General features: G+C 40.0%; 15 protein-coding genes. 8 read left to right on the top strand and 7 right to left on the bottom strand.

Features of this window, described 5'->3' with window-relative positions:
* Positions 1-9: 9 nt before the first annotated feature.
* Positions 10-4,515 carry a glutamate synthase large subunit gene (gene gltB, locus G8Y84_RS01240; protein ID WP_165806066.1) on the bottom strand — a complete coding sequence of 1,502 codons (4,506 nt, stop codon included), beginning with the start codon at positions 4,513-4,515 and terminating at the stop codon, positions 10-12.
* 122 nt (positions 4,516-4,637) lie between these two features.
* Here gltB and gltC point away from each other — a divergent pair, with 122 nt between their 5' ends.
* From gltC to G8Y84_RS01220, 4 genes are read left to right on the top strand one after another with little or no spacing between them, the layout of a single operon-like run.
* Positions 4,638-5,513: a glutamate biosynthesis transcriptional regulator GltC gene (gltC, locus tag G8Y84_RS01235; RefSeq protein ID WP_037575577.1), complete on the top strand. Its 876-nt coding sequence runs from the start codon at positions 4,638-4,640 to the stop codon at positions 5,511-5,513.
* 12 nt (positions 5,514-5,525) lie between these two features.
* Positions 5,526-6,638 carry a YibE/F family protein gene (locus G8Y84_RS01230; protein ID WP_165806065.1) on the top strand — a complete coding sequence of 371 codons (1,113 nt, stop codon included), beginning with the start codon at positions 5,526-5,528 and terminating at the stop codon, positions 6,636-6,638.
* The gene (locus G8Y84_RS01225) at positions 6,635-7,465 is read left to right on the top strand and encodes a YibE/F family protein (protein WP_165806064.1); all 831 of its coding nucleotides are present in this window, start codon (positions 6,635-6,637) and stop codon (positions 7,463-7,465) included. Before G8Y84_RS01230 ends, G8Y84_RS01225 begins: the two co-directional genes overlap by 4 nt.
* On the top strand, positions 7,458-9,719 hold the full coding sequence (locus G8Y84_RS01220) for an ATP-binding cassette domain-containing protein (protein WP_165806063.1): 2,262 nt from the start codon (positions 7,458-7,460) through the stop codon (positions 9,717-9,719). Before G8Y84_RS01225 ends, G8Y84_RS01220 begins: the two co-directional genes overlap by 8 nt.
* 64 nt (positions 9,720-9,783) lie before the next feature.
* Here the strand turns inward: G8Y84_RS01220 and isaB are convergent, their stop codons facing one another.
* Positions 9,784-10,293 (bottom strand): immunodominant staphylococcal antigen IsaB family protein, encoded by a 510-nt coding sequence (gene isaB / locus G8Y84_RS01215; protein ID WP_037575569.1) that lies wholly within the window; start codon positions 10,291-10,293, stop codon positions 9,784-9,786.
* 225 nt (positions 10,294-10,518) lie between these two features.
* Here isaB and G8Y84_RS01210 point away from each other — a divergent pair, with 225 nt between their 5' ends.
* Positions 10,519-10,791, top strand: coding sequence for a hypothetical protein (locus tag G8Y84_RS01210; protein ID WP_037575566.1), 273 nt, complete (start codon positions 10,519-10,521; stop codon positions 10,789-10,791).
* A 235-nt stretch (positions 10,792-11,026) separates the two neighbouring features.
* On the opposite strand, the gene G8Y84_RS01205 is transcribed toward G8Y84_RS01210, so the two are convergent.
* Positions 11,027-11,638 (bottom strand): TetR/AcrR family transcriptional regulator, encoded by a 612-nt coding sequence (locus tag G8Y84_RS01205; RefSeq protein WP_165806062.1) that lies wholly within the window; start codon positions 11,636-11,638, stop codon positions 11,027-11,029.
* 144 nt (positions 11,639-11,782) lie between these two features.
* On the opposite strand from G8Y84_RS01205, the gene G8Y84_RS01200 reads away from it, so the two are divergent.
* Positions 11,783-13,030, top strand: coding sequence for a YhgE/Pip domain-containing protein (locus G8Y84_RS01200; RefSeq protein ID WP_157946139.1), 1,248 nt, complete (start codon positions 11,783-11,785; stop codon positions 13,028-13,030).
* Positions 13,031-13,091: 61 nt separating this feature from the next.
* Here G8Y84_RS01200 and G8Y84_RS01195 read toward each other — a convergent pair whose 3' ends face one another.
* The 3 genes from G8Y84_RS01195 to G8Y84_RS01185 form a co-directional block, all read right to left on the bottom strand.
* Positions 13,092-14,093, bottom strand: coding sequence for a LysM peptidoglycan-binding domain-containing protein (locus G8Y84_RS01195; RefSeq protein ID WP_037575557.1), 1,002 nt, complete (start codon positions 14,091-14,093; stop codon positions 13,092-13,094).
* A gap of 294 nt (positions 14,094-14,387) precedes the next feature.
* Positions 14,388-15,527 (bottom strand): bifunctional cystathionine gamma-lyase/homocysteine desulfhydrase, encoded by a 1,140-nt coding sequence (locus G8Y84_RS01190; protein WP_165806061.1) that lies wholly within the window; start codon positions 15,525-15,527, stop codon positions 14,388-14,390.
* Positions 15,520-16,431: a PLP-dependent cysteine synthase family protein gene (locus tag G8Y84_RS01185; protein WP_105967319.1), complete on the bottom strand. Its 912-nt coding sequence runs from the start codon at positions 16,429-16,431 to the stop codon at positions 15,520-15,522. The genes G8Y84_RS01190 and G8Y84_RS01185 overlap by 8 nt, the downstream gene beginning before the upstream one ends.
* A 153-nt stretch (positions 16,432-16,584) precedes the next feature.
* On the opposite strand from G8Y84_RS01185, the gene G8Y84_RS01180 reads away from it, so the two are divergent.
* Positions 16,585-17,007, top strand: coding sequence for a GNAT family N-acetyltransferase (locus tag G8Y84_RS01180; RefSeq protein ID WP_105967320.1), 423 nt, complete (start codon positions 16,585-16,587; stop codon positions 17,005-17,007).
* 11 nt (positions 17,008-17,018) lie between these two features.
* Positions 17,019-18,356, top strand: a complete 1,338-nt coding sequence (locus tag G8Y84_RS01175; RefSeq protein WP_165806060.1) for a carboxylesterase family protein — start codon at positions 17,019-17,021, stop codon at positions 18,354-18,356.
* Positions 18,357-18,447: 91 nt separating this feature from the next.
* On the opposite strand, the gene G8Y84_RS01170 is transcribed toward G8Y84_RS01175, so the two are convergent.
* Entirely contained in the window at positions 18,448-19,776 is a 1,329-nt protein-coding gene (locus G8Y84_RS01170) for a sodium-dependent transporter (RefSeq protein WP_165806059.1), read from the bottom strand.
* Positions 19,777-19,940 lie beyond the last annotated feature (164 nt).

The raw sequence follows: 19,940 nt of genomic DNA, 5'->3' as shown, positions 1-19,940 counted from the left end.
TGCCCTCCTTTAATACACCGAAATCGTTGACGCGTGTTCTCCTGAATGCGCGACGTCCGTCTGATCATTAAATGCTGCCAACCATGCCTCTTGGCGCTCATATTCTTGCTCAAAATGATAAATTTTTTGCATCATATGCTTGTAATCTTTCGGAATCACTTTAATACATTGTGCTAACTGTGCGTCAAAATCATCTAAAATACGACGTGCTTTTTGACTTTGTGTCTGTTTAACATGTTTTAATAACATCTGCTTTAACATGTCTTGTTCCTTCAAATCTGTCACAGTATCAAAATCTAACGTTTCTAATGCATGTATTTCTTTGAACGCGGCCACATCTGTTGGGAAAATATAACTCACACCACCACTCATGCCTTGTCCGAAGTTTTTACCGACGTCGCCTAAAATCACGACGCGCCCTCCTGTCATGTACTCTAAGCCGTGGTCACCAACGCCTTCTACGACCACATGTGCACCACTATTTCGGATGCAAAAACGTTCACCTGCACGGCCATTAATATAGGCTGTTCCGCTTGTAGCTCCGTAAAAACATACATTGCCTACAATAATCTCATCTTCTCGCTCAACATTTGGGGCATTGACGATGATTTTACCTCCTGACAAGCCTTTACCGACGTAATCGTTGGCATCTCCTGTATGATGTATCATCAGACCTCGAGGCATCCAAGCGCCTAAGCTTTGACCCGCATGCCCAGTGGTATAAGCTTTAATAGTGTCAGCAGTCAAACCTGCTAAGCCATAATGTTGGGTAATTTCACTACCTGTAATCACGCCGACATTTCGTTGTTCGTTGCCGATTTTAAATGTGCCTGAAAATGATGTCCCGTTCGCTATCGCCTGTTGCGTTGCTGGTAAGAGTTCCGTTAAGTCAAACCCATGTTCCAGTCCGTGTTGTTGCGCGATCTGTTTTGTTCGGTCACCTTCATTTTGGTGCAACAAGGCTTGAAGGTTTAACTCACGCGCTTTCGGATGTTTGTGTGCTTTATGTGAGGGGCGTAGTAAATCTGTACGACCGACAAGTTCATCAACTGAACGCAGTCCGAGTTCTGCTAAAATCTCACGTAACTCCTCTGCAACAAAGTGCATATAATTCACCACATGGTCAGCTTTACCAGTGAACAAGGCACGTAAATCACCATTTTGCGTTGCAATGCCAACGGGGCACGTGTCCTTATGACATACTCGCATCATGATACAACCTAAAACGACAAGTGGCGCTGTGGCAAAGCCAAACTCTTCAGCTCCGAGGATGGCGGCATAGGCCACATCACGGCCTGTCAGCAACTTACCGTCTGTCTCTAGACGCACACGTGAACGTAAACCATTTAACATTAACGTTTGATGCGTTTCTGCGAGTCCTAACTCCCATGGCAAACCTGCATGTTGAATACTCGTTTTAGGTGAAGCTCCAGTACCTCCGTCATAACCTGAAATCACAATTTTGTCTGCAAAGGCTTTGGCCACACCTGCTGCAATCGTGCCAACACCTGATTTAGAAACTAACTTCACTGTAATATCGGCCTGACGATTCACATTTTTCAAATCGTGAATTAACTGTGCTAAATCTTCAATCGAATAGATGTCGTGATGCGGTGGAGGTGAAATTAATCCAATGCCTGGAGTGGAACCTCTGACTTCTGCAATCCAAGGATATACTTTTGTGCCAGACAATTGACCGCCTTCCCCTGGTTTAGCCCCTTGTGCAACTTTGATTTGAATTTCTTTAGCATGTTGCAAATAGTGGCTCGTCACCCCAAAACGACCCGAAGCAACTTGTTTGATGGCACTCTTATAGTCCGCGCCGTTGTCTTGAACTTCATAGCGCTCAAGTGCTTCTCCGCCTTCACCACTATTGCTTTTACCCCCTAAACGGTTCATGGCTTCTGCGAGTGTTTGATGTGCTTCTTGTGAAATAGAGCCGTAACTCATCGCCCCAGTTTTAAAACGTGTCACAATTTTTTCCACGGGTTCAACTTCATTTAAAGGAATCGCTACTTGTGCTTTGAAGTCAAATAAATCACGTAAATGACTTGTGGTATGTGTATTTGCGACCTCTGAAAAACGTTTAAACTGAGCATAGTCATTATCTCGACACGCATGTTGCAACAATTGAATCGTCATCGGATTAAACGTATGGTATTGTCCTTGTTGACGCCACTGGAACGTACTTCCCGGAGCAAGATAAGGACTATCCACCGTTTGACGCCGTTTGTTTTCGGCATCTATCGTTTCAATAGAAATTCCCGATAATTTTGAAGGTGTGCCTGGGAAATAAGATTGAATCACTTCATCTCCAAGACCGACCGCTTCAAATATTTGCGCGCCATGATAGCTTTGCACCGTTGAAATTCCCATTTTAGCCATCACTTTAATGAGCCCTTCAGAAAAAATTGTATTAAGTTTTTCAACGTTAGCCGTGACATCCCCTTGTAAGCGCCCAGCTGTCGTTAAATCAGCGATAGTTTTTTGTGCAAGATAAGGCACTGTTGCATTCGCCCCATAGCCAATGAGACAAGCCAAGTGATGGACTTCACGCATCTCTCCGGACATCGCCACAAGACTCGTTTGCATCCGTAATTGCTTACGAATCAACAATTGATGAATATGACTGACTGCAAGCAACATAGGCATCGCATATTGTGTTTCATCTCGCACGGATTGATCTTCTAAAACGATGACTTCTACCCCTTGTTGAACGGCTTCTGTGACCGCTTCCCCTAATTTGTTTAGCGCCTCTTTTAAGTTATGGGTATAACCTGTTGAAAAATAAGCTGTTTTTAATGCATGTGTCGCAATATGTTCCAGTTGTTGTGCCGTAAGTACTGGGTGCTTGAGTTGGATGCGTTGTAACGCGTCAGGACCCGGCTTCAGTAAATTACCTTCTCCGCCTAAATAAGTCATTTCACTGGTCACGATTTTTTCACGATACGCATCAATTGGCGGATTCGTCACTTGTGCGAATAATTGTTTGAAATAATTGAACAAAGACTCAGGTTGTTCATTTAAAACTGCAAGTGGCGCATCATACCCCATCGCACCAATCGGGTCTTTACCCCCTGTCATCAGCTCCGTTAAATATTTATCGATTTCTTCTTTCGTATAACCGAACCGTTGTTGTTGGCGGAATACCTCATCTTTAGACATCTCTAAGTCTGTGTATTCAACCGATGCTAAGTCTAATGAAGGGCGTTGTTCTGTCAACCACGCTTGATAAGGATGCTGACACGCGATTTGTTGCTTTAAGGCTTCATTGCCAATGACTTTATTTTGATTGAAATCGACGAGCAATAATTTTCCTGGATTAAGTTGCCCCTTATAAACCACATCAGTTTCATCGACGTCTACCACACCTACTTCAGATGAGAAGATAATTTCATTGTTTGTCGTAATAGTGTAGCGCCCTGGACGTAGGCCATTCCGATCTGTTAATGCCCCTAATTTATCACCATCACAGAATGAAATCATCGTCGGGCCATCCCAAGGTTCCATTAAATAACTATAAAACTCATAAAAGGCACGGACATTGGGGTCATTGCTTTCGTTATATAGCCATGGCTCAGGAATCAATAACATCGCCGCTTGTTCAGGCGGCATCGCTAAGCTTAAAAATTCCAGGGCATTGTCTACAATTGCCGAATCACTTCCCGTTTCATCGAGAATATGTTGCACTTTACGAGCTTCGTCCCCAAATACCGTTTTAATCAAGCGTTGTTGACGTGCGCGCATCCAATTCACATTCCCTTGAATCGTATTAATTTCCCCATTATGCATTAATAAACGATTCGGGTGCGCCCGTTTCCAACTTGGAAAGGTATTCGTACTAAAACGAGAGTGTACAGAGCCAAATTTAGAAACATAATCTTCATGTTGTAAGTCTTGGTACAATTTTTTGATTTGGTCTGAACGTAACCACCCTTTATAGACGATTGTTCGTCTTGATAAGCTCGTGAAATAAAGATCCCATCCTTCTTTAGCACTTAGCTGTTCAATTTGTTTTCGCGCGAGATACAATGCACGATCAAAATTGTTCGCACTCACGTTTCCCACAAACATTTGTTGGATGATAGGCATCGTCTGTGCCACGTGTTCAGCTAAACAAGACGTATCGACCGGCACTTGACGAAAACCAAGCAATTGTAATCCTTCCGACTTGAAAATGTTTGCCACTTGTTGACCGAGAGTTGCATCAGAAAGGTCTTGATTCACAAAGTACATGCCTACCGCATAGTCCCCTTCTTGCGGTAATTCAAATGCGACTTGTGCGTCAAAATAAGCGTACGGAATTTCTGTCATAATACCGGCGCCATCTCCAGTGATTCCGTCTGCACCAATACCTCCACGATGATCAAGACGACGCAGCATCTCTAACGATTTTTCAACAATATGGTGAGACCGTTTGTTATCCATATTGGCATAAAAGCCTATACCACACGCGTCATGCTCCTCACGCGCATCATAGAGTCCATTTTGAGCATACGTTAAATTGTTAGACATTTCTGACACCTCTCTTCAGTAATACAATCTACTATATAGAAGTACACTCATCACATCAATAAATAATTGAGATGAAATCAATCTCAAATTGAGATAATATAAAGAGGAATGGGGGACTGAATTTGGAACTGAAACAATTAAAATACTTTGTAGAAGTGGCAAAACGTGAACATATATCAGAAGCAGCACTCGAACTTGATGTGGCACAGTCGGCGGTGAGTCGTCATATTCGTAATTTAGAAGACGAATTGGGCACCGCTCTTTTTCATAGAAAAGGACGTAATGTTGTTTTAACGACTGAGGGGAAACATTTGCTACAAACGGCTTTGCCTATTTTAGAGCAAGTCAATCAAACTGTAGCTTTTTTTCAAATGCATCAAGAAGCACGCGCAAGTATGATGATGATTGGATATGTGGATGGAGCCGTGGGGCAAATTTTGCCTCAAGTGTTAGAGAAAATCGAATCCGAACTGGACATCGCAGTGGTGCCTCTTCTTCTGGATACTGATACTTTAAATTCATCACTGATCAACAATGATATTGATATCGCGATTACTAATGAACCCATTGAAGACCCTCATTATGTCATGCAACCCTTATTTGAAGAAATCTATATGCTCTATGGGCCACCGCACCACCCTTTAATGACTGTACCTAACCCACCTTTGTCACATATTTTAGAGCACCAACTTTATATTCATGAACCGGTGGCACCTGACTTTGCTGCCTACATCGAAACACATGCCAATCGCCCTGTTTATCGGTGTAATCAAACACCTTTAGCACGATTTATATTAAAACGCGAAAAAGGGTTTGTCGTTGCACCGTCTTATATAAATCTATATAGTCATACACAACAATGGTCTAAAATTTCGCTTTCTCATATTGATTTTAAAAAGACGATTTCACTCGCCTATCCTAGAGAAAGTGATCATTCTGTCCAACAAGTTGTTGCCTTATTACAGGCGCATTTACAACAACATACAACCTATCATTAAAAGGAGGGCTTTATGAGTCGTTTTAACATGAGCCGTTCATTTTTGGTGACACTACTCGTGGCGATTTTCATCGCCATTGCCGGCATTACTTTCACTTTTTTCAATGCGCGATTTTATGCGTCTCCTATTGGAAAAGTGACTGAAATTACGAAGCATCATGTAGAATCATCCATCGATGAACATCATAATAAAGATAAAAAATATAACGATACATTAAAAGTTCAATTACTCAACACAAAAGATGCCGGTCGAACGATAACGGTGCACCATTCCTATAATCAATCGAAATCTGAAGAGCAAGCGTATCATCCCGGCGACCAAGTATTATTACATATCGGAAAAAGTACCAATGACCATTTTATCCAAGAAAAGAAACGTGATACATTGATTGTAACCATGCTCAGTTTGTTCTTTTTGTCACTTCTTATTATTGGTCATCGTGTCGGTATTCAATCTATCTTGTCTTTAATAATCAATACCGCAGCGATTTTAAGCGCTATTGGCATTTACAATGCGCATACACAGCTCAATTTATTTTTAGTGATGAGCCTTGCTGTGTGCCTCGCCACCACCATTACCCTATGGCTTGTGATTGGATGGACGAAGCGGACAGTGATTACAATTTTGAGCACCCTTATCGGGACATGGCTTTGTGTAGGTATTTCTTGGGGCGTCATCATGTTGACCCACGCCCAAGGCATTAAATATGAAACGATGAGCTTTTTAACGTTACCTGCTCATACGGTATTTTTAGCGTCTGTGATGGTGGGAACACTTGGCGCAGTGATGGATGTGGCCATTACCATTTCTAGTGGTATGCACGAAATCATCCAACGGTCGCCCCACATCACGCGTGCGCGTTGGATTAAAGCGGGCCGTAATATCGGAAGTGACATTATGGGGACGATGACCAATATATTGTTGTTTTCGTATTTAGCAGGCGGCCTTCCGATGCTACTCCTGTATTTGAAAAATGCAAATACGCTCACTTATAGTATTTCTATGAATTGGTCATTAGAAATTGCGCGTGCCATTACAGGCAGCATAGGCATCGTACTTACTATCCCGATCACCATTGCATTGATGCAACTTTGGTATCAATGGGAAGGAGGACGTCAACAATGAACGCTGTAGTCCTTCTCGGGTTAATTTTATTTTTACTTATGCTAATCTTCGGTGGTAAATCTGGCGCAATTGCATTTGGGACATTATTTCTCAATTTTATTTTTCTCGTCATCGCCATCATTTTGATGATATTCGGGATTCCTATTTATATTGTCACTTTACTGTTCTGTATTGTCGTAGCAGCCATCAATTTATTTGCGTTAAACAGTTTTAACATTAAAACCTTTGCCGCTTTTATTTCAAGTATCGTCACAACAGTCATTATGCTTGTCGCGATTTATTTATCTGTACATCTCGGTCACTTACAAGGGTTCACCCAAGAAGAACAAGATGAAACATACATTTTTTCAATGAATATTGGCATGGATATGGAACAATTTATGATTTTTGTGGTCATTCTCGCTGTGATTGCTGCGGTCATAGATTTAGCGATTACGATCAGCTCACCTATGTATGAGTTATATGCGACTAATCCGAAACTGTCTGCGCGTACACTTTTCAATTCAGGGATACGTGTCGGCCGTGAAATTTTAGCAACTTCAGCGAATACTATTTATCTCGCGTTTCTCGGAGGCTCGATGACACTCGTCTTTTGGTTTTTCAACTTGCACTATCGTTTTGGTCATTTAATCAATGCCAAACTGTTCGTTCAAGAGATGATTACAATCATCTTAGGCGGTATTGCCATCGCGATATGTATTCCGATTACCGCCGCACTCACTACTTGGCTTATTCAACATCATCATCGTTTACCTTTCGACTTAAAAGTCCATACATTAGATGACGACTTTAGGGTAAAGGAACAACGAGGTGAACGTCATGACTAATATACGTATACGCGGCGCGCGTCAAAACAATTTAAAAAATATTAATATCGATATACCGAAACATCAACTCACAGTAGTGACAGGACGCTCAGGTTCAGGTAAATCTTCCCTCATCTTTAACACAGTAGCGGCTGAATCTGAACGTTTACTGAATGAAACTTATTCTAGTTATATTCAGCATCAACTTACACAATATGATAAGCCTGATGTCGATGCCATTGAAAATTTGCCTGTGGCCATGATTATTAATCAAAAACGTCTCGGCGGTAATTCACGTTCCACTGTCGGTACCATCTCAGATATTTACGCTTCTGTCAGACTTTTATGGTCTCGTATCGGGGCCCCCTTTGTGGGATATTCAGATGTTTTTTCATTTAATAATCCGAATGGTATGTGCGAAACGTGTCAAGGTCTCGGCTACGTTGAAGATATAGATTTAAACGAACTATTAAATTATGATAAGTCACTCAACGAGGGGGCCATCAATTTCCCTTCCTTTAAACCCGACAGTTGGCGTGGAAAACGGTACCGTTATTCTGGATTATTTGATAACGATAAAAAATTGAAAGATTATACTGAAGAAGAAATGAACATCTTTTTATATACAGAGCCGAAAACACTTAAAAATCCTCCTTCAAACTGGCCAAGAACAGCCAAATTTGAAGGTTTGATTCATCGGTTCAGACGCTCATTTCTCATTAACGATAATTTTGAGAAGAAACGCTTTTTAAAAGATGTGAAACGTGTTGTGACGACGCATCAATGTCCGACATGTCACGGCCAACGCCTGAATCAAAAAGTACTCAGTTGTAAAATTAACGGACTCAATATTTCAGATTTTACATCACTGACTATTGAAGAAGCGATTCCATTTTTAAAGCACATTGATAGCGCGAAAGCGAACTATATCATTGAGCCTCTATTACAACAATTAGAAGCATTAAATGATATCGGTTTAAATTATTTAACACTCGGACGTGAAACGACCACGCTTTCAGGCGGAGAATCACAAAGGATCAAACTTATTCGCCATTTAAACAGTCCTTTAACGGATTTAGTTTATATAATCGATGAACCTAGTGTTGGATTACATCCTGAAGATATTGAAAAAATCAATCAAATTATGTTAAATATTCGAGATAAAGGCAACAGTGTGATTATTGTGGAGCACGACCCAGATGTCATTAAAATTGCAGATCATGTCATCGATATCGGACCTGGTGCAGGTAAAAACGGTGGAAATATCGCTTTTGAAGGCACGTATGAAGCGCTATTGTCTTCATCAACAGATACTGGAAAAGCCTTAACGCGACATCACCAACTTAAACAAAACGTGCCCAAGCATTATGACGACATGTTCACTCTTTCGAATATTTCTCGTAACAATTTACAAGATGTGACGGTACAATTACCACAGCACGCCTTAACTGTACTGACAGGCGTCGCGGGTTCGGGTAAAAGTTCCTTAATCAAAGCCGGATTCGAAACCCATGAAGATGCGATTTTTATTGATCAGAAACCGGTGCATGCTTCTCACCGTTCAAACTTGTTAACTTATATGGATGTGTTTGATGACGTACGGTCATTTTTTAGTAAAGCGACAGGCCTTAAAAAAAGCATGTTTAGCTATAACTCAGAAGGTGCCTGCCCAAACTGTCACGGCAAAGGGGTGCTAAAAACCGAACTTGCTTTTATGCCTGATTTTTCGCAAGTTTGTGAAGTTTGCGGGGGCACACGTTATAAAAAAGAAGTGCTAGAAGCAAAAGTCGACGGCCAATCAATCGCAGATGTTTTAGCGCTAACCGTCGAAGAAGCTATCACTTTATTTAAAAATGAACCAACGATTGTCTCACGGCTAGAAGCATTAAAATCAACAGGTCTTGATTATATGACGCTCGGTCAATCCCTTGATACCCTGTCTGGGGGAGAGATTCAACGAGTCAAGCTGAGCCGTTACCTCACAGACACAGTCACAAATAAAATTTTCATTTTTGATGAGCCGACAACAGGATTACACGAAGACGATATCCCAATTTTACAATCACGCTTTGAACAGCTCATTCAAGATGGAAATACTGTGATTCTTATCGAACATAACTTAACCATGATGACACAAGCGGATTGGATCATTGATGTCGGTCCTGGCGCAGGCACACAAGGCGGTCGTATTTTATATAGCGGGCCTCCCAAAGACTTGCTTAAAGTCACTTCGTCCGTTACCGCTAAGCATCTTGCGCGCTATACGACCCCTTAACTTAACACAAAAAGCCGTACATGCAACTCTTTAAGATTGCATGTACGGCTTTTCTTTTTTATCTTTATTTTGCTTTTATGACGATGGAGTTTCCTGGATAGAAGGCTACTTGTGTTGTTTTCGCATTATAAATTTCGCCTTTTTTCACGTGTTTTTCAATAGATTTATCACTATTTTTAATATGATTAATACGTAATGTTAAATTTACAAGTTTATCGTTATGGTCAAAACCGACAATCACGCCATTTTTTTCGTAAAACGTTAATTCTTTTTTACCATAATATTTTTTAAAGTCAGAACCTAGGGCTTTAAAAACATCCGCTTTCGTAGATTCTCCGACTTTTAAACCGTTAAATATAAATTGATCCGCTTTAAGTCCCGCATAAAAATTGTTGTCTTCTAAGGCATTGTTATTAGGGATATTAAAAAGACCTTTGTACGTATAATAAGGTGTTTGTTGCTGAGCTGTCGCTGCATGGGCTTGATCAAATCCTTGACCAGTCACACTTGTTGCACCCACTAAGACACCTACAGATAATCCAGTCGCTAATAGTGTTTTTGAGATGTTTTTCATTTTCAATTACTCCTTTTGTTTTTATAATTTTGTTTCGTTATAAAAACATTCCCTTATTATTATGTGTTTCATTCTAACAAAACGTTATGAAAATATCATCTATTTTCACATCATATTTTAGCTGTATGTGGGTATACTACTAGAGACGGACTTCCGTTAAAGATGACATTTCCATATGAAATGTTATACTATTACAAAGACTACGTAAGTGTAAGGAGAGTATTTATGGCTAAAAAAGACAATTCAACATTAAGTGCAGTGTCATTCGTCCTATCAAGTGCAACAGTGGCGATTGACTCATATAACGAATCTCAGTTTAACAACAAAAACAAACAATTAAACTATTTATCATTAGGTATCGGTGTTAGCGATATGTTACTTGACTTCTATTTAACATTCGGCGCTAAAAGTGGCATTGCGAAAGCTTGGTCATTGCTTTCATTAGGACGCCAATTAAAAGCATCTTTAGAACGTTACAAAACCATTAAAGCTTCTTAATTCAAAGCGTAAACACCCATAAAACTCGGGTTGAGACCTCATCAAGGTTGACACTTTCACACCCGAATGTTTGTCATTAATCTAAAATATGAATTATGATCATCGCCATCAGAATTGACGTTAAAGTGAATTTGATGGCGATTTTAATCTATCTTAAACGAAAGACCTCCCTCGTGGCCTTCCTGATTTCTATCTCTTTCTTTATTAAATTTCGGCGTGGGGACATCTACCTCACTTATATGTCGTACTTGTGACTTTCTTCGATAATATTGCTCCATGGTCCTTGATACATCAATTGCGAGATGTATGCGGCTTGTTGCTCTATTGACGGTCGATGCTCATCTAAAATCCACGTTTTAATAACTGAAAACATACTCCCTACAACAAAGGCATGAAAATAACGAAACGGCACTCCATTAATGACCTCTGCTCCTGGGAACAAGCTTTTCAAATTACTGGAAATGGCCTCTCCTATTTTTCGTTCCATTTCTCCATTTCGTTGGACATTGAGTAAAATTTGGAACCGTTCCAAATCTTCTGAAATGATGTGAAGTACCCCTTCTGGAATCACGGATAACAACACTTTTCTTTCTTGTTCATCTGATTCTGATAAAACTTTTTGCGCATTTTGCTGAAAATTCCGCTGTATTTGAAATAGCACTTCATCTTCTATTTGATCTAATAAATCATATTTATCTAAATAATGTTGATAAAAGGTGGCTCTATTAATATCTGCTTCATCTGCAATATGCTGAATGGTGATTTGTTCGAATGGATGTTGTTTTAATAATTGAATGAGTGCGCCTTTAATCGCTTTTTGCGTTTTTCTTACTCGACGGTCTGTCATGTTATCACTTTCCCAACAATTTATTTGATGATGTTGTTTATACAATAGATGTTAAAAATTTGCGTATTGTTTCTCTTTATGAACTCATTATAATAACACTATGACAAATAAACAACACTATGTTGTAAAAAAGAGATGTTTCAATTGAAAAACAAACAAATTTGGATCATTCCTATCATGACAATGCTCATTTTAGTGCTTCTTGCAACGGCATTTTATCCAGCATATAACCCAAAACCTAAAGAGGTCCCTATGGCCATCGTCAATTTAGATACAGGAACACAAGTCCAAGGTAAAAAAATCAATATCGGTCAAAACATTGAAAAGAAAATGACAGAAAGTGACCAAAAAACCTTTAACTGGACGACATTGAAAGACAAAGATGTGGCTACACAAAAGGTACAAAACGGCACCTATGCGGGCGCTATCGTTATTGAAAAAGATTTTAGTGCACATGCGTTCAGCCCCGCACAATCACTCATTATGAAAGATAAAACACAAGAAATGCAGGAGAAAGTTGCAACTGGTGAACTTCCTCCTCAAGTGATACAACAATTACAACAACAGGCACCAAAACCTGTAAAAATGAGTAAAGCTCAAATCAACACTTATTATAATGAAGGAGCACAAGGTCAACTTGGTCGCGTTGTCAAACAAGCACTCGATCAAATGACACAAGGAATCAATACCACAATTAGTCAACAAAACCGCAAAGCATTAGCTCAAAATCATGTATCCATTCCGGTAGACCAACTCGATGCTGTGATACAACCTGTCAAAACACTATCGAAAGCGTATCATCCTATCAAAGACAATCAAGCTAACGGAAATGCAAGTATGGTTTTATTTATGCCTGTATGGTTAGCCTCTATGATTACGGCGGTGCTATTGTATTTTAACTATAAACGCAACAAAACATCCGAACACCCACATTCTCGCCTCGCTTTGGCTAGTTTAACGATGCTCATTGACTTTTGTGCCAGTCTCATCGGTGGTTTTGCTTATGTTTATTTCTTACATGGTGTTCTTCACTTTGATTTTCCAAATCCATTCGTAACAGCCTTATTTGTTAGTCTTGCTGTCGCTGGATTTTCACTGCTCATCTTAGGATGTATGGTATGGGTCGGTATTTTGATTGCACCTCTCTTTTTACTGTTCGTTTTTTTCTCAATGCAGGCGGTCATGTTACCGTACGCTATGGTGCCAAAATTTTATCAACAGTACATTCTTCCGTGGAACCCATTTAAATACTATACACGTGATATAGCGCATTTAATTTATGTCAATCCATCATTGAGTTGGAATACGAGCATTTTCATATTTATCGCTTTTATTCTCTTCGGAGCTTTCTCCATTTTCATAGCCTACACATTCAAAAAATTTAAATCATAATAAAAACGGTGATTGCGTTGATATGGAATTTTTCCATTTACGCATCACCGTTTTTCGTTCACTAATGAATATATTTAAATTGTGCAACGCTGTAAGCAGGAATCGTACGATAAGTCATAATTCCTGGGCTTGCACTGTAGTTCATTTCTGAAACTAAAATACTTCCGTCCGCATTCACACGTTCAACATAAGCCACGTGACCATAATAGCCGACATCTGTTTGTAAAATAGAGCCCACTGCAGGACGATTGTTAATTGTGTAACCATCACGTGCGGCATTATCATCCCATGCATTCGCATTCCACCAGTAGGTACTAATCCCTTTACCAGCAGCTTGGCGTTTGTTGAAAACGTGCCAAGTACATTGACCCCAGTCATACAGATTTGAATGATTGAACACTGGAGAATAATATCCAGAGTTTGTTGGTGTCGGTGTAGAAGTTGATGTTGGTGTCGTACTCCCACTCACTTTTAACGTTTGGCCTGGGAAAATTAAAAATGATGTTAGACCATTTAGGTTCATAATATTTTGATACGTTGTCCCATAACGTGCGGCAATCGAGGACAATGAGTCACCCGCTTGCACAGTATATGTAGACTGCGCACCTGATATAGGACGTGTAGGTGCGGGTCTTGAAGGTGACGTTGTTGTTGCACGACCACTCACTTTCAACGTTTGGCCTGGATAAATCATTGTACTTGATAGGCCGTTTAAACGCATAATATTCGTGTAAGATGTTCCATAACGTGCGGCAATAGAGGATAATGTATCTCCACTACGCACTGTATACGTCGAACCCGACGCTGTCCCCGTTGTACGATTGTTTTGTGTTGTCGTTGATGTTCTTCCTCCAGATACTTTTAATACTTGATCTGGGAAAATTAAGTTTGAATTTAAGCCATTGTATGACTTAAGTTGAGCGATTGAAATATTGAATTTGTTCGCAATTGACCATAATGAATCGCCTGCTTGAACACGGTACGTTGCAGCTTCTGCATCATGTGCAGCCACTGCGGTAACAGCTGATGTCCCAATCACCGCTGCAATTAATTTTTTACGCACGCGCTTCCCCTCCTAAATAGTGTAGTTGCGTTATGCTTTATAGTTATACAAACTTATTATACACAGACTTATGCGAAAAACATATGTCCGTTATATAACATTCTTATTACAAATACTTCTACCTAATTTACGCAATTAATCAATATTGTCATTTCGTATTATATTCTAATAGGGTTTAACAGGATTTTCTTTAATTTTAAATTTCGGGTAAATCGTGTCATAAAAAAGGCCCTACAAAGACGACCATCTTTTTCCATCTTTGTAGGGCCACGCAAAGCGCTATTCATACCAATGTTAAGCGTTTAATGCTTGTTCTAAATCTTTCACTAAATCCTCTGTATCTTCAATGCCAAGTGACAAACGTACGAGACCGTCGGCAATCCCTTCTTTTGCGCGAACGTCTGCTGGAATAGAAGCATGCGTCATTAAACTTGGAACTGAAATTAAGCTTTCAACAGCACCTAAACTTTCAGCTAATGTAAAATATTTCGTTTTTGTAACTAATTTTTTAGCTGTTTCTACATCTTTGACTTCAAATGACACAATCCCTGGCATACCTTCAGCTTGTTGCTGATGAATATCTGCATTCAAATGTTCCTCAAGACTTGGGTGATACACTTTGACAACAGCCTCATGTTGTTTTAAAAGCTCAACGATTGCTAAGGCGTTACGTTGAATTTGATCAAGACGTAAACCTAACGTTTTCATTCCTCTAACGAGAAGATAACTGTCTTGCGGTCCTAAAACGCCACCTGTTGAGTTTTGGATAAAACCAATGCGCTCTGCCAACGCATCGTCTTGAACCACCACGAGTCCTGCAACAACATCACTATGGCCCCCTAAATATTTTGTTGCTGAATGAACTACAATATCCGCACCTAATGTTAACGGTGTTTGGTAATAAGGGGTCATAAAAGTATTATCAACGACAGTAATTAACTCGTGTTGCTTTCCAAGTTCACTCACCGCTTTAATATCTGTCACACGTAATAAAGGATTAGAGGGTGTCTCGATAAATAACATTTTCGTATTCTCTTTGATTTTAGCTTTAATATTATCAATGTCTGTCGTATTTACGAAATCAAATTCAATCCCATAACGGTTGAACACTTTCGTCATAACACGATACGTTCCCCCGTACACATCAGAACCGACAATAATGTGATCACCTTGATCTAACAACATAATGACTGCACTGATGGCTGCCATGCCTGATCCAAACGCAAAACCGTGCGTCCCATGTTCAAGTGCCGCAATCACAGATTCAAGAGAAGTACGTGTTGGGTTTGCTGAACGAGAATATTCATACCCTTGACGCAAATCACCAATCGCATCTTGTTCATAAGTGCTCGTCTGATATATCGGCGTCGTTACCGCTCCTGTATAAGGATCTGTTGTTTGGCCCCCATGAATTAATAGCGTCTTTTTATTCATCTTGCATTCCTCCATACGTAAAAATATTTTTAGATAAGTAACGGTCGCTTCCATCTGGAAAAACAACGACAATCTTTCCTTTTTCGAGTCGTTTCGCTGTTTGAAGTGCCCCCTCTAGTGCCGCTCCTGAAGAACTGCCTACGAGTAATCCTTCATAGCGCGCCAAATCTTTCACATGTTGGAAAGCTTTGGCATCGGAAACCACTTCGACAGCATCAATCCACTCTCGTTTTAAAAACGTCGGCCACGTTTCCACGCCAATACCTTCAGTGTCGTGTCGCCCTTTCTCATTACCACTTAAAATCGACCCCCTAGGTTCAACAACGACACATCGAATGCCTTGACTGACAAAACGTTCAGCGACACCTGAAAAAGTGCCACCTGAACCCGCACCAGCCACAAAACAATCGATGTCCGGTAAATCGGTAAGAATTTCTGAAGCTAATGTATGTTGATACGCTTTTGGATTATCTATCGTTTCAAATTGATTCGTATAAAACGCATGATGCGTTTGTGCGTAAGCCTGTGCTTGTTGTCGCGCACCCACCATCCCCTCTTCTCGAGGTGTCCGATAGATGGTTGCCCCTAAAGCACGCATCGTTGCCATTTTCTCTTCCGCAAAACCTTCTGGAGCGAAAATGACACAGTCGATATGATAAGGGATTGCAGCCATAAGTAAACCAATGCCCGTATTGCCTGCAGTCGCCTCTACGACTGTTCCCCCTTCAAGTAAATCCCCTCTGTTTAACGCCTGTTCGATTAAATATTTTCCTAAACGGTCTTTAACGCTTCCGCCAGGATTATACATTTCTAATTTCGCATAAATTTGCACATCGTCCGTACTATAATGCGATAAATGTACTAACGGTGTATTTCCGATTAAATCCAATTGCCGTAACTTCATACATGTTCATCCCTAATTCTTAGTTTTCAAATATGAATTATATTATATACAGCCATTTGATTCAATCGTTATAAATCATTTCTTTCATATTCAAACTATTCTGATAATAAAACGTCTTTCATTACGTTATACTATTTATAAGGAGGGAGCGCCATGATTCATCTTCAATTTAAAACAGACCTTACGAATGACGAAGCTATCGCACTTGCGCACGTATACCACTCAGTCGGCTGGAGGAGACATACGCCTGAAAACATCGCATTGATTTATCATCGAAGTACACATATCGTCTTAGCATATGACGACCATCAAATTATTGGTTGCGGACGTGCTTTATCTGATGGCGTCTTCAATGCGGCGATTTATGACATTGTAGTCCGTCCTTCATATCAAAATCAAGGCATTGGACAGCGCCTTGTTCATCAACTTGTCGAGGTTCTTGGTCCTTTATCTTGTATTCATTTAATTAGCACATTAGGTAATGAAACATTTTATACACATTGTGGCTTTAAAAAATTAACCACTGGGATGGCGATATATCAAAACCCTGAGCTCGCATCACAATATTTAGAGTAGAGGTGATTGATTTGGTTTATGTTCACACTGACTTGGGCACAATTAAAGGCGTTGCTAATGAGCATTATGAAGCCTTTAAAGGGATTCCATATGCAGCGCCTCCTATCGGTGAGTACCGTTTTAAGAAAGCCCAGCCTTTCGCTCAAAGTTTAGAGGGCTTTGAAGCTGTGAAATTCAGCGCTGCCCCTATTCAACCCCCTAACAGTTTAGAAAGTTTTTTTAATGTCCAGACAACACATTACAACCAAGATGAAGATTGCTTAACCTTAAACATTTGGCGTCCTAAACAAACTACAGCGTCAGATCGACTCCCTGTCATTGTCTATTTTTATGGGGGCAGTTTCGTCAATGGCCATAGCGCACTCGATTTGTATGATCCTGCGTCGATTGTGTCACAACAACGTGTCATTGTCGTGACATTGAATTACCGTTTAGGCGCGCTTGGATTTTTAGATTGGTCTACTTTACATCCAGATTGGGAAAATAACTTAGGCCTCTCTGATCAACGTTGTGCGCTCCAATGGGTCACGCATCACATCACTGACTTTGGCGGAGACCCTCATTGCATCACGGCGATGGGCCAGTCTGCCGGAGCGATGAGTGTACAAGCGCTTCTGTTACATCCGACTTCTCGGAAAATGATACATCGCGCCATTTTATTGAGTGGTGCGCTCCAGTGGATGCCCCCTCAAGAAGCAAGCGTGAAAGCTCAAGAGTTCAAAAGCATAAAAAAAACATTGTATCCCAACATCCCATGGTTAGCGTTAAGTGCGTCTCAAATATTAATCCTTATGGAAAAGCTTCAAGCAAAGTATGGCAAATCAAAAGGCCTTGAATTTTTATATGCCCCGATTAAAACCGATGCATTTGAAGACGATTTTTCAAATTTAAGACTGCCGGTACTCATTAGTCAGACACAATCTGAAGGCGATATTTATATTAAATCAGAAAATCGTACGTTGGATCCCCAACAATTTCAAAAAGTAGCACGACGAACGCATGTAGACGTCCCTCACGCCAATGACATCCAAACCGCGCAAGAACAAAGGGACTGGATTACAAAGCATTATTTTCATCGTCCCATCCATACTTTGACACAAGCACTGTCACGCTACACACGTACATGGTCGACTACATTTGCTTGGTGTTGCCCGGAACATCCGTACTATGCGAGTAGTTACCACATTTTAGACGTCCCCTTTTGGTTCGGGCGTCTTGAAATTTTAGCCGCCCATAGCCTCACATTAACAGATAAAGAGTGGCAGTTAAGTCATGAGATGATACAAGACATGTGTACATTTGCTAAAACTGGAAAATGTAATTGGATAGGCACAAAACACTATCATTAAAAGAAAAAATTGATCATAAAACACCATTGATAAATACCCCAATCTATGAAAAAACCCATTGATGTATGATTTACACCAATGGGTTCAAATTTTAAATGAGTTGTAAAATAAAGACGGCCAAAATCACGAACGGCAATACAAATTTAATTAAGAAATACCAAGGATAAATAAGTCTAAAATGGTCGGGACCAAACCCTTCTTTTAGGGCGTTAAAATCAATTAGGTAACCGACGACTAATGTAGTCGCCAACGCCCCGAGTGGCATGAGTAAATTCGAAACTAAAAAGTCCATATTATCAAAAATCGTTCCTGCCCCAAACGTTACGTGGCTTAATGTTCCAAACGACAACATAGCCGGAATACTAATCACGAAAACTGCGATACTCACGATGAGGGCCACCGGACGACGCTTTTGATTATCGTTACGCGTAAAGTTAGATACATTGAGTTCTAATAACGAAATTGATGAGGTCAATGCAGCAAATAAAAACAAAATTAAAAAGACAAGATAAAACAGAATTCCTAAATGCATACTTTCAAATACGAGCGGCAGTACTTTAAATAATAAACCTGGACCTTCTTCAGGTTTGTAGCCAAATGTCTGTAAGGCAGGGAAAATCGCTAAACCTGCCAATACGGAAATGAAGATATTCATGAGCACAATCGTTACAGCGGATGTTTTAATCGTCATGGCTTTAGGCGCATAACTCGCATACGTAATCATCCCCGTTGTTCCTAATGAAAGGGCGAAAAAAGATTGACCTAAAGCAAACAACATGGATTCCATTGTGATGTCTTCCACACGAGGCTGTAGTAAATAACGGACCCCTTCCATCGCGCCATCTAAAGACAATGCTTTGATGACAATAATCAATAAACAGATAAATAATAAGGGCATCATCAGTTTCGATGCTTTTTCTAGCCCTTTTTCAACGCCTAACATCACGATAATACAAGTCAAACCGATAAAAATAAATTGACCGAGTAGAGTATAAACCGGATTACTAATAATGGATTCGAATTGTATGTCTCGCAGACTTGAGGGTAAGATTTGAAGTAATTGAAGTAAGACAATCCCAATATAGATAATAATCCAACCACCGATAACACTGTAAAAACCAAACAGTACAAAGACCGCTAAATTTCCGTTCCATCCAATAAGATTAAGCCATTTTTTGCCAGTGAGTTTACCATAAATTTCGGTCGTATAAGTACGTCCTAACTTCCCAATTGTAAATTCCATCACTAATAATGGTAAACCAACGAGTATTGTGAATATTAAAAACATCAATAAAAACGCTCCGCCACCATACATACCTGCCATGTATGGAAACTTCCACATAGCCCCGAGGCCAATCGCAGACCCAGCGCTTGCAAGGATGAACCCCGTAGATGTTTTCCACTGTGACTGTTTAGACACAGAATAACCTCCCTTTTGCTTTAAAGCGATAAAGTTTCAAAATTGAATTGTTGAAAATATACCATAAAGTCATGGAATTATCAATTGTTATTGAAAAATTTAAGATTGCCATTTCTCATTTTTTCACGCCACATGTTTGTCTCCATTTCTCTACATATAATAGA

The organism is Staphylococcus sp. 11511212, assembly GCF_011394755.1.
GTDB lineage: Bacteria > Bacillota > Bacilli > Staphylococcales > Staphylococcaceae > Staphylococcus > Staphylococcus chromogenes.
Note: the sequence above shows the minus strand (reverse complement) of the source record. Positions and strands in the feature narration are given on the sequence as shown.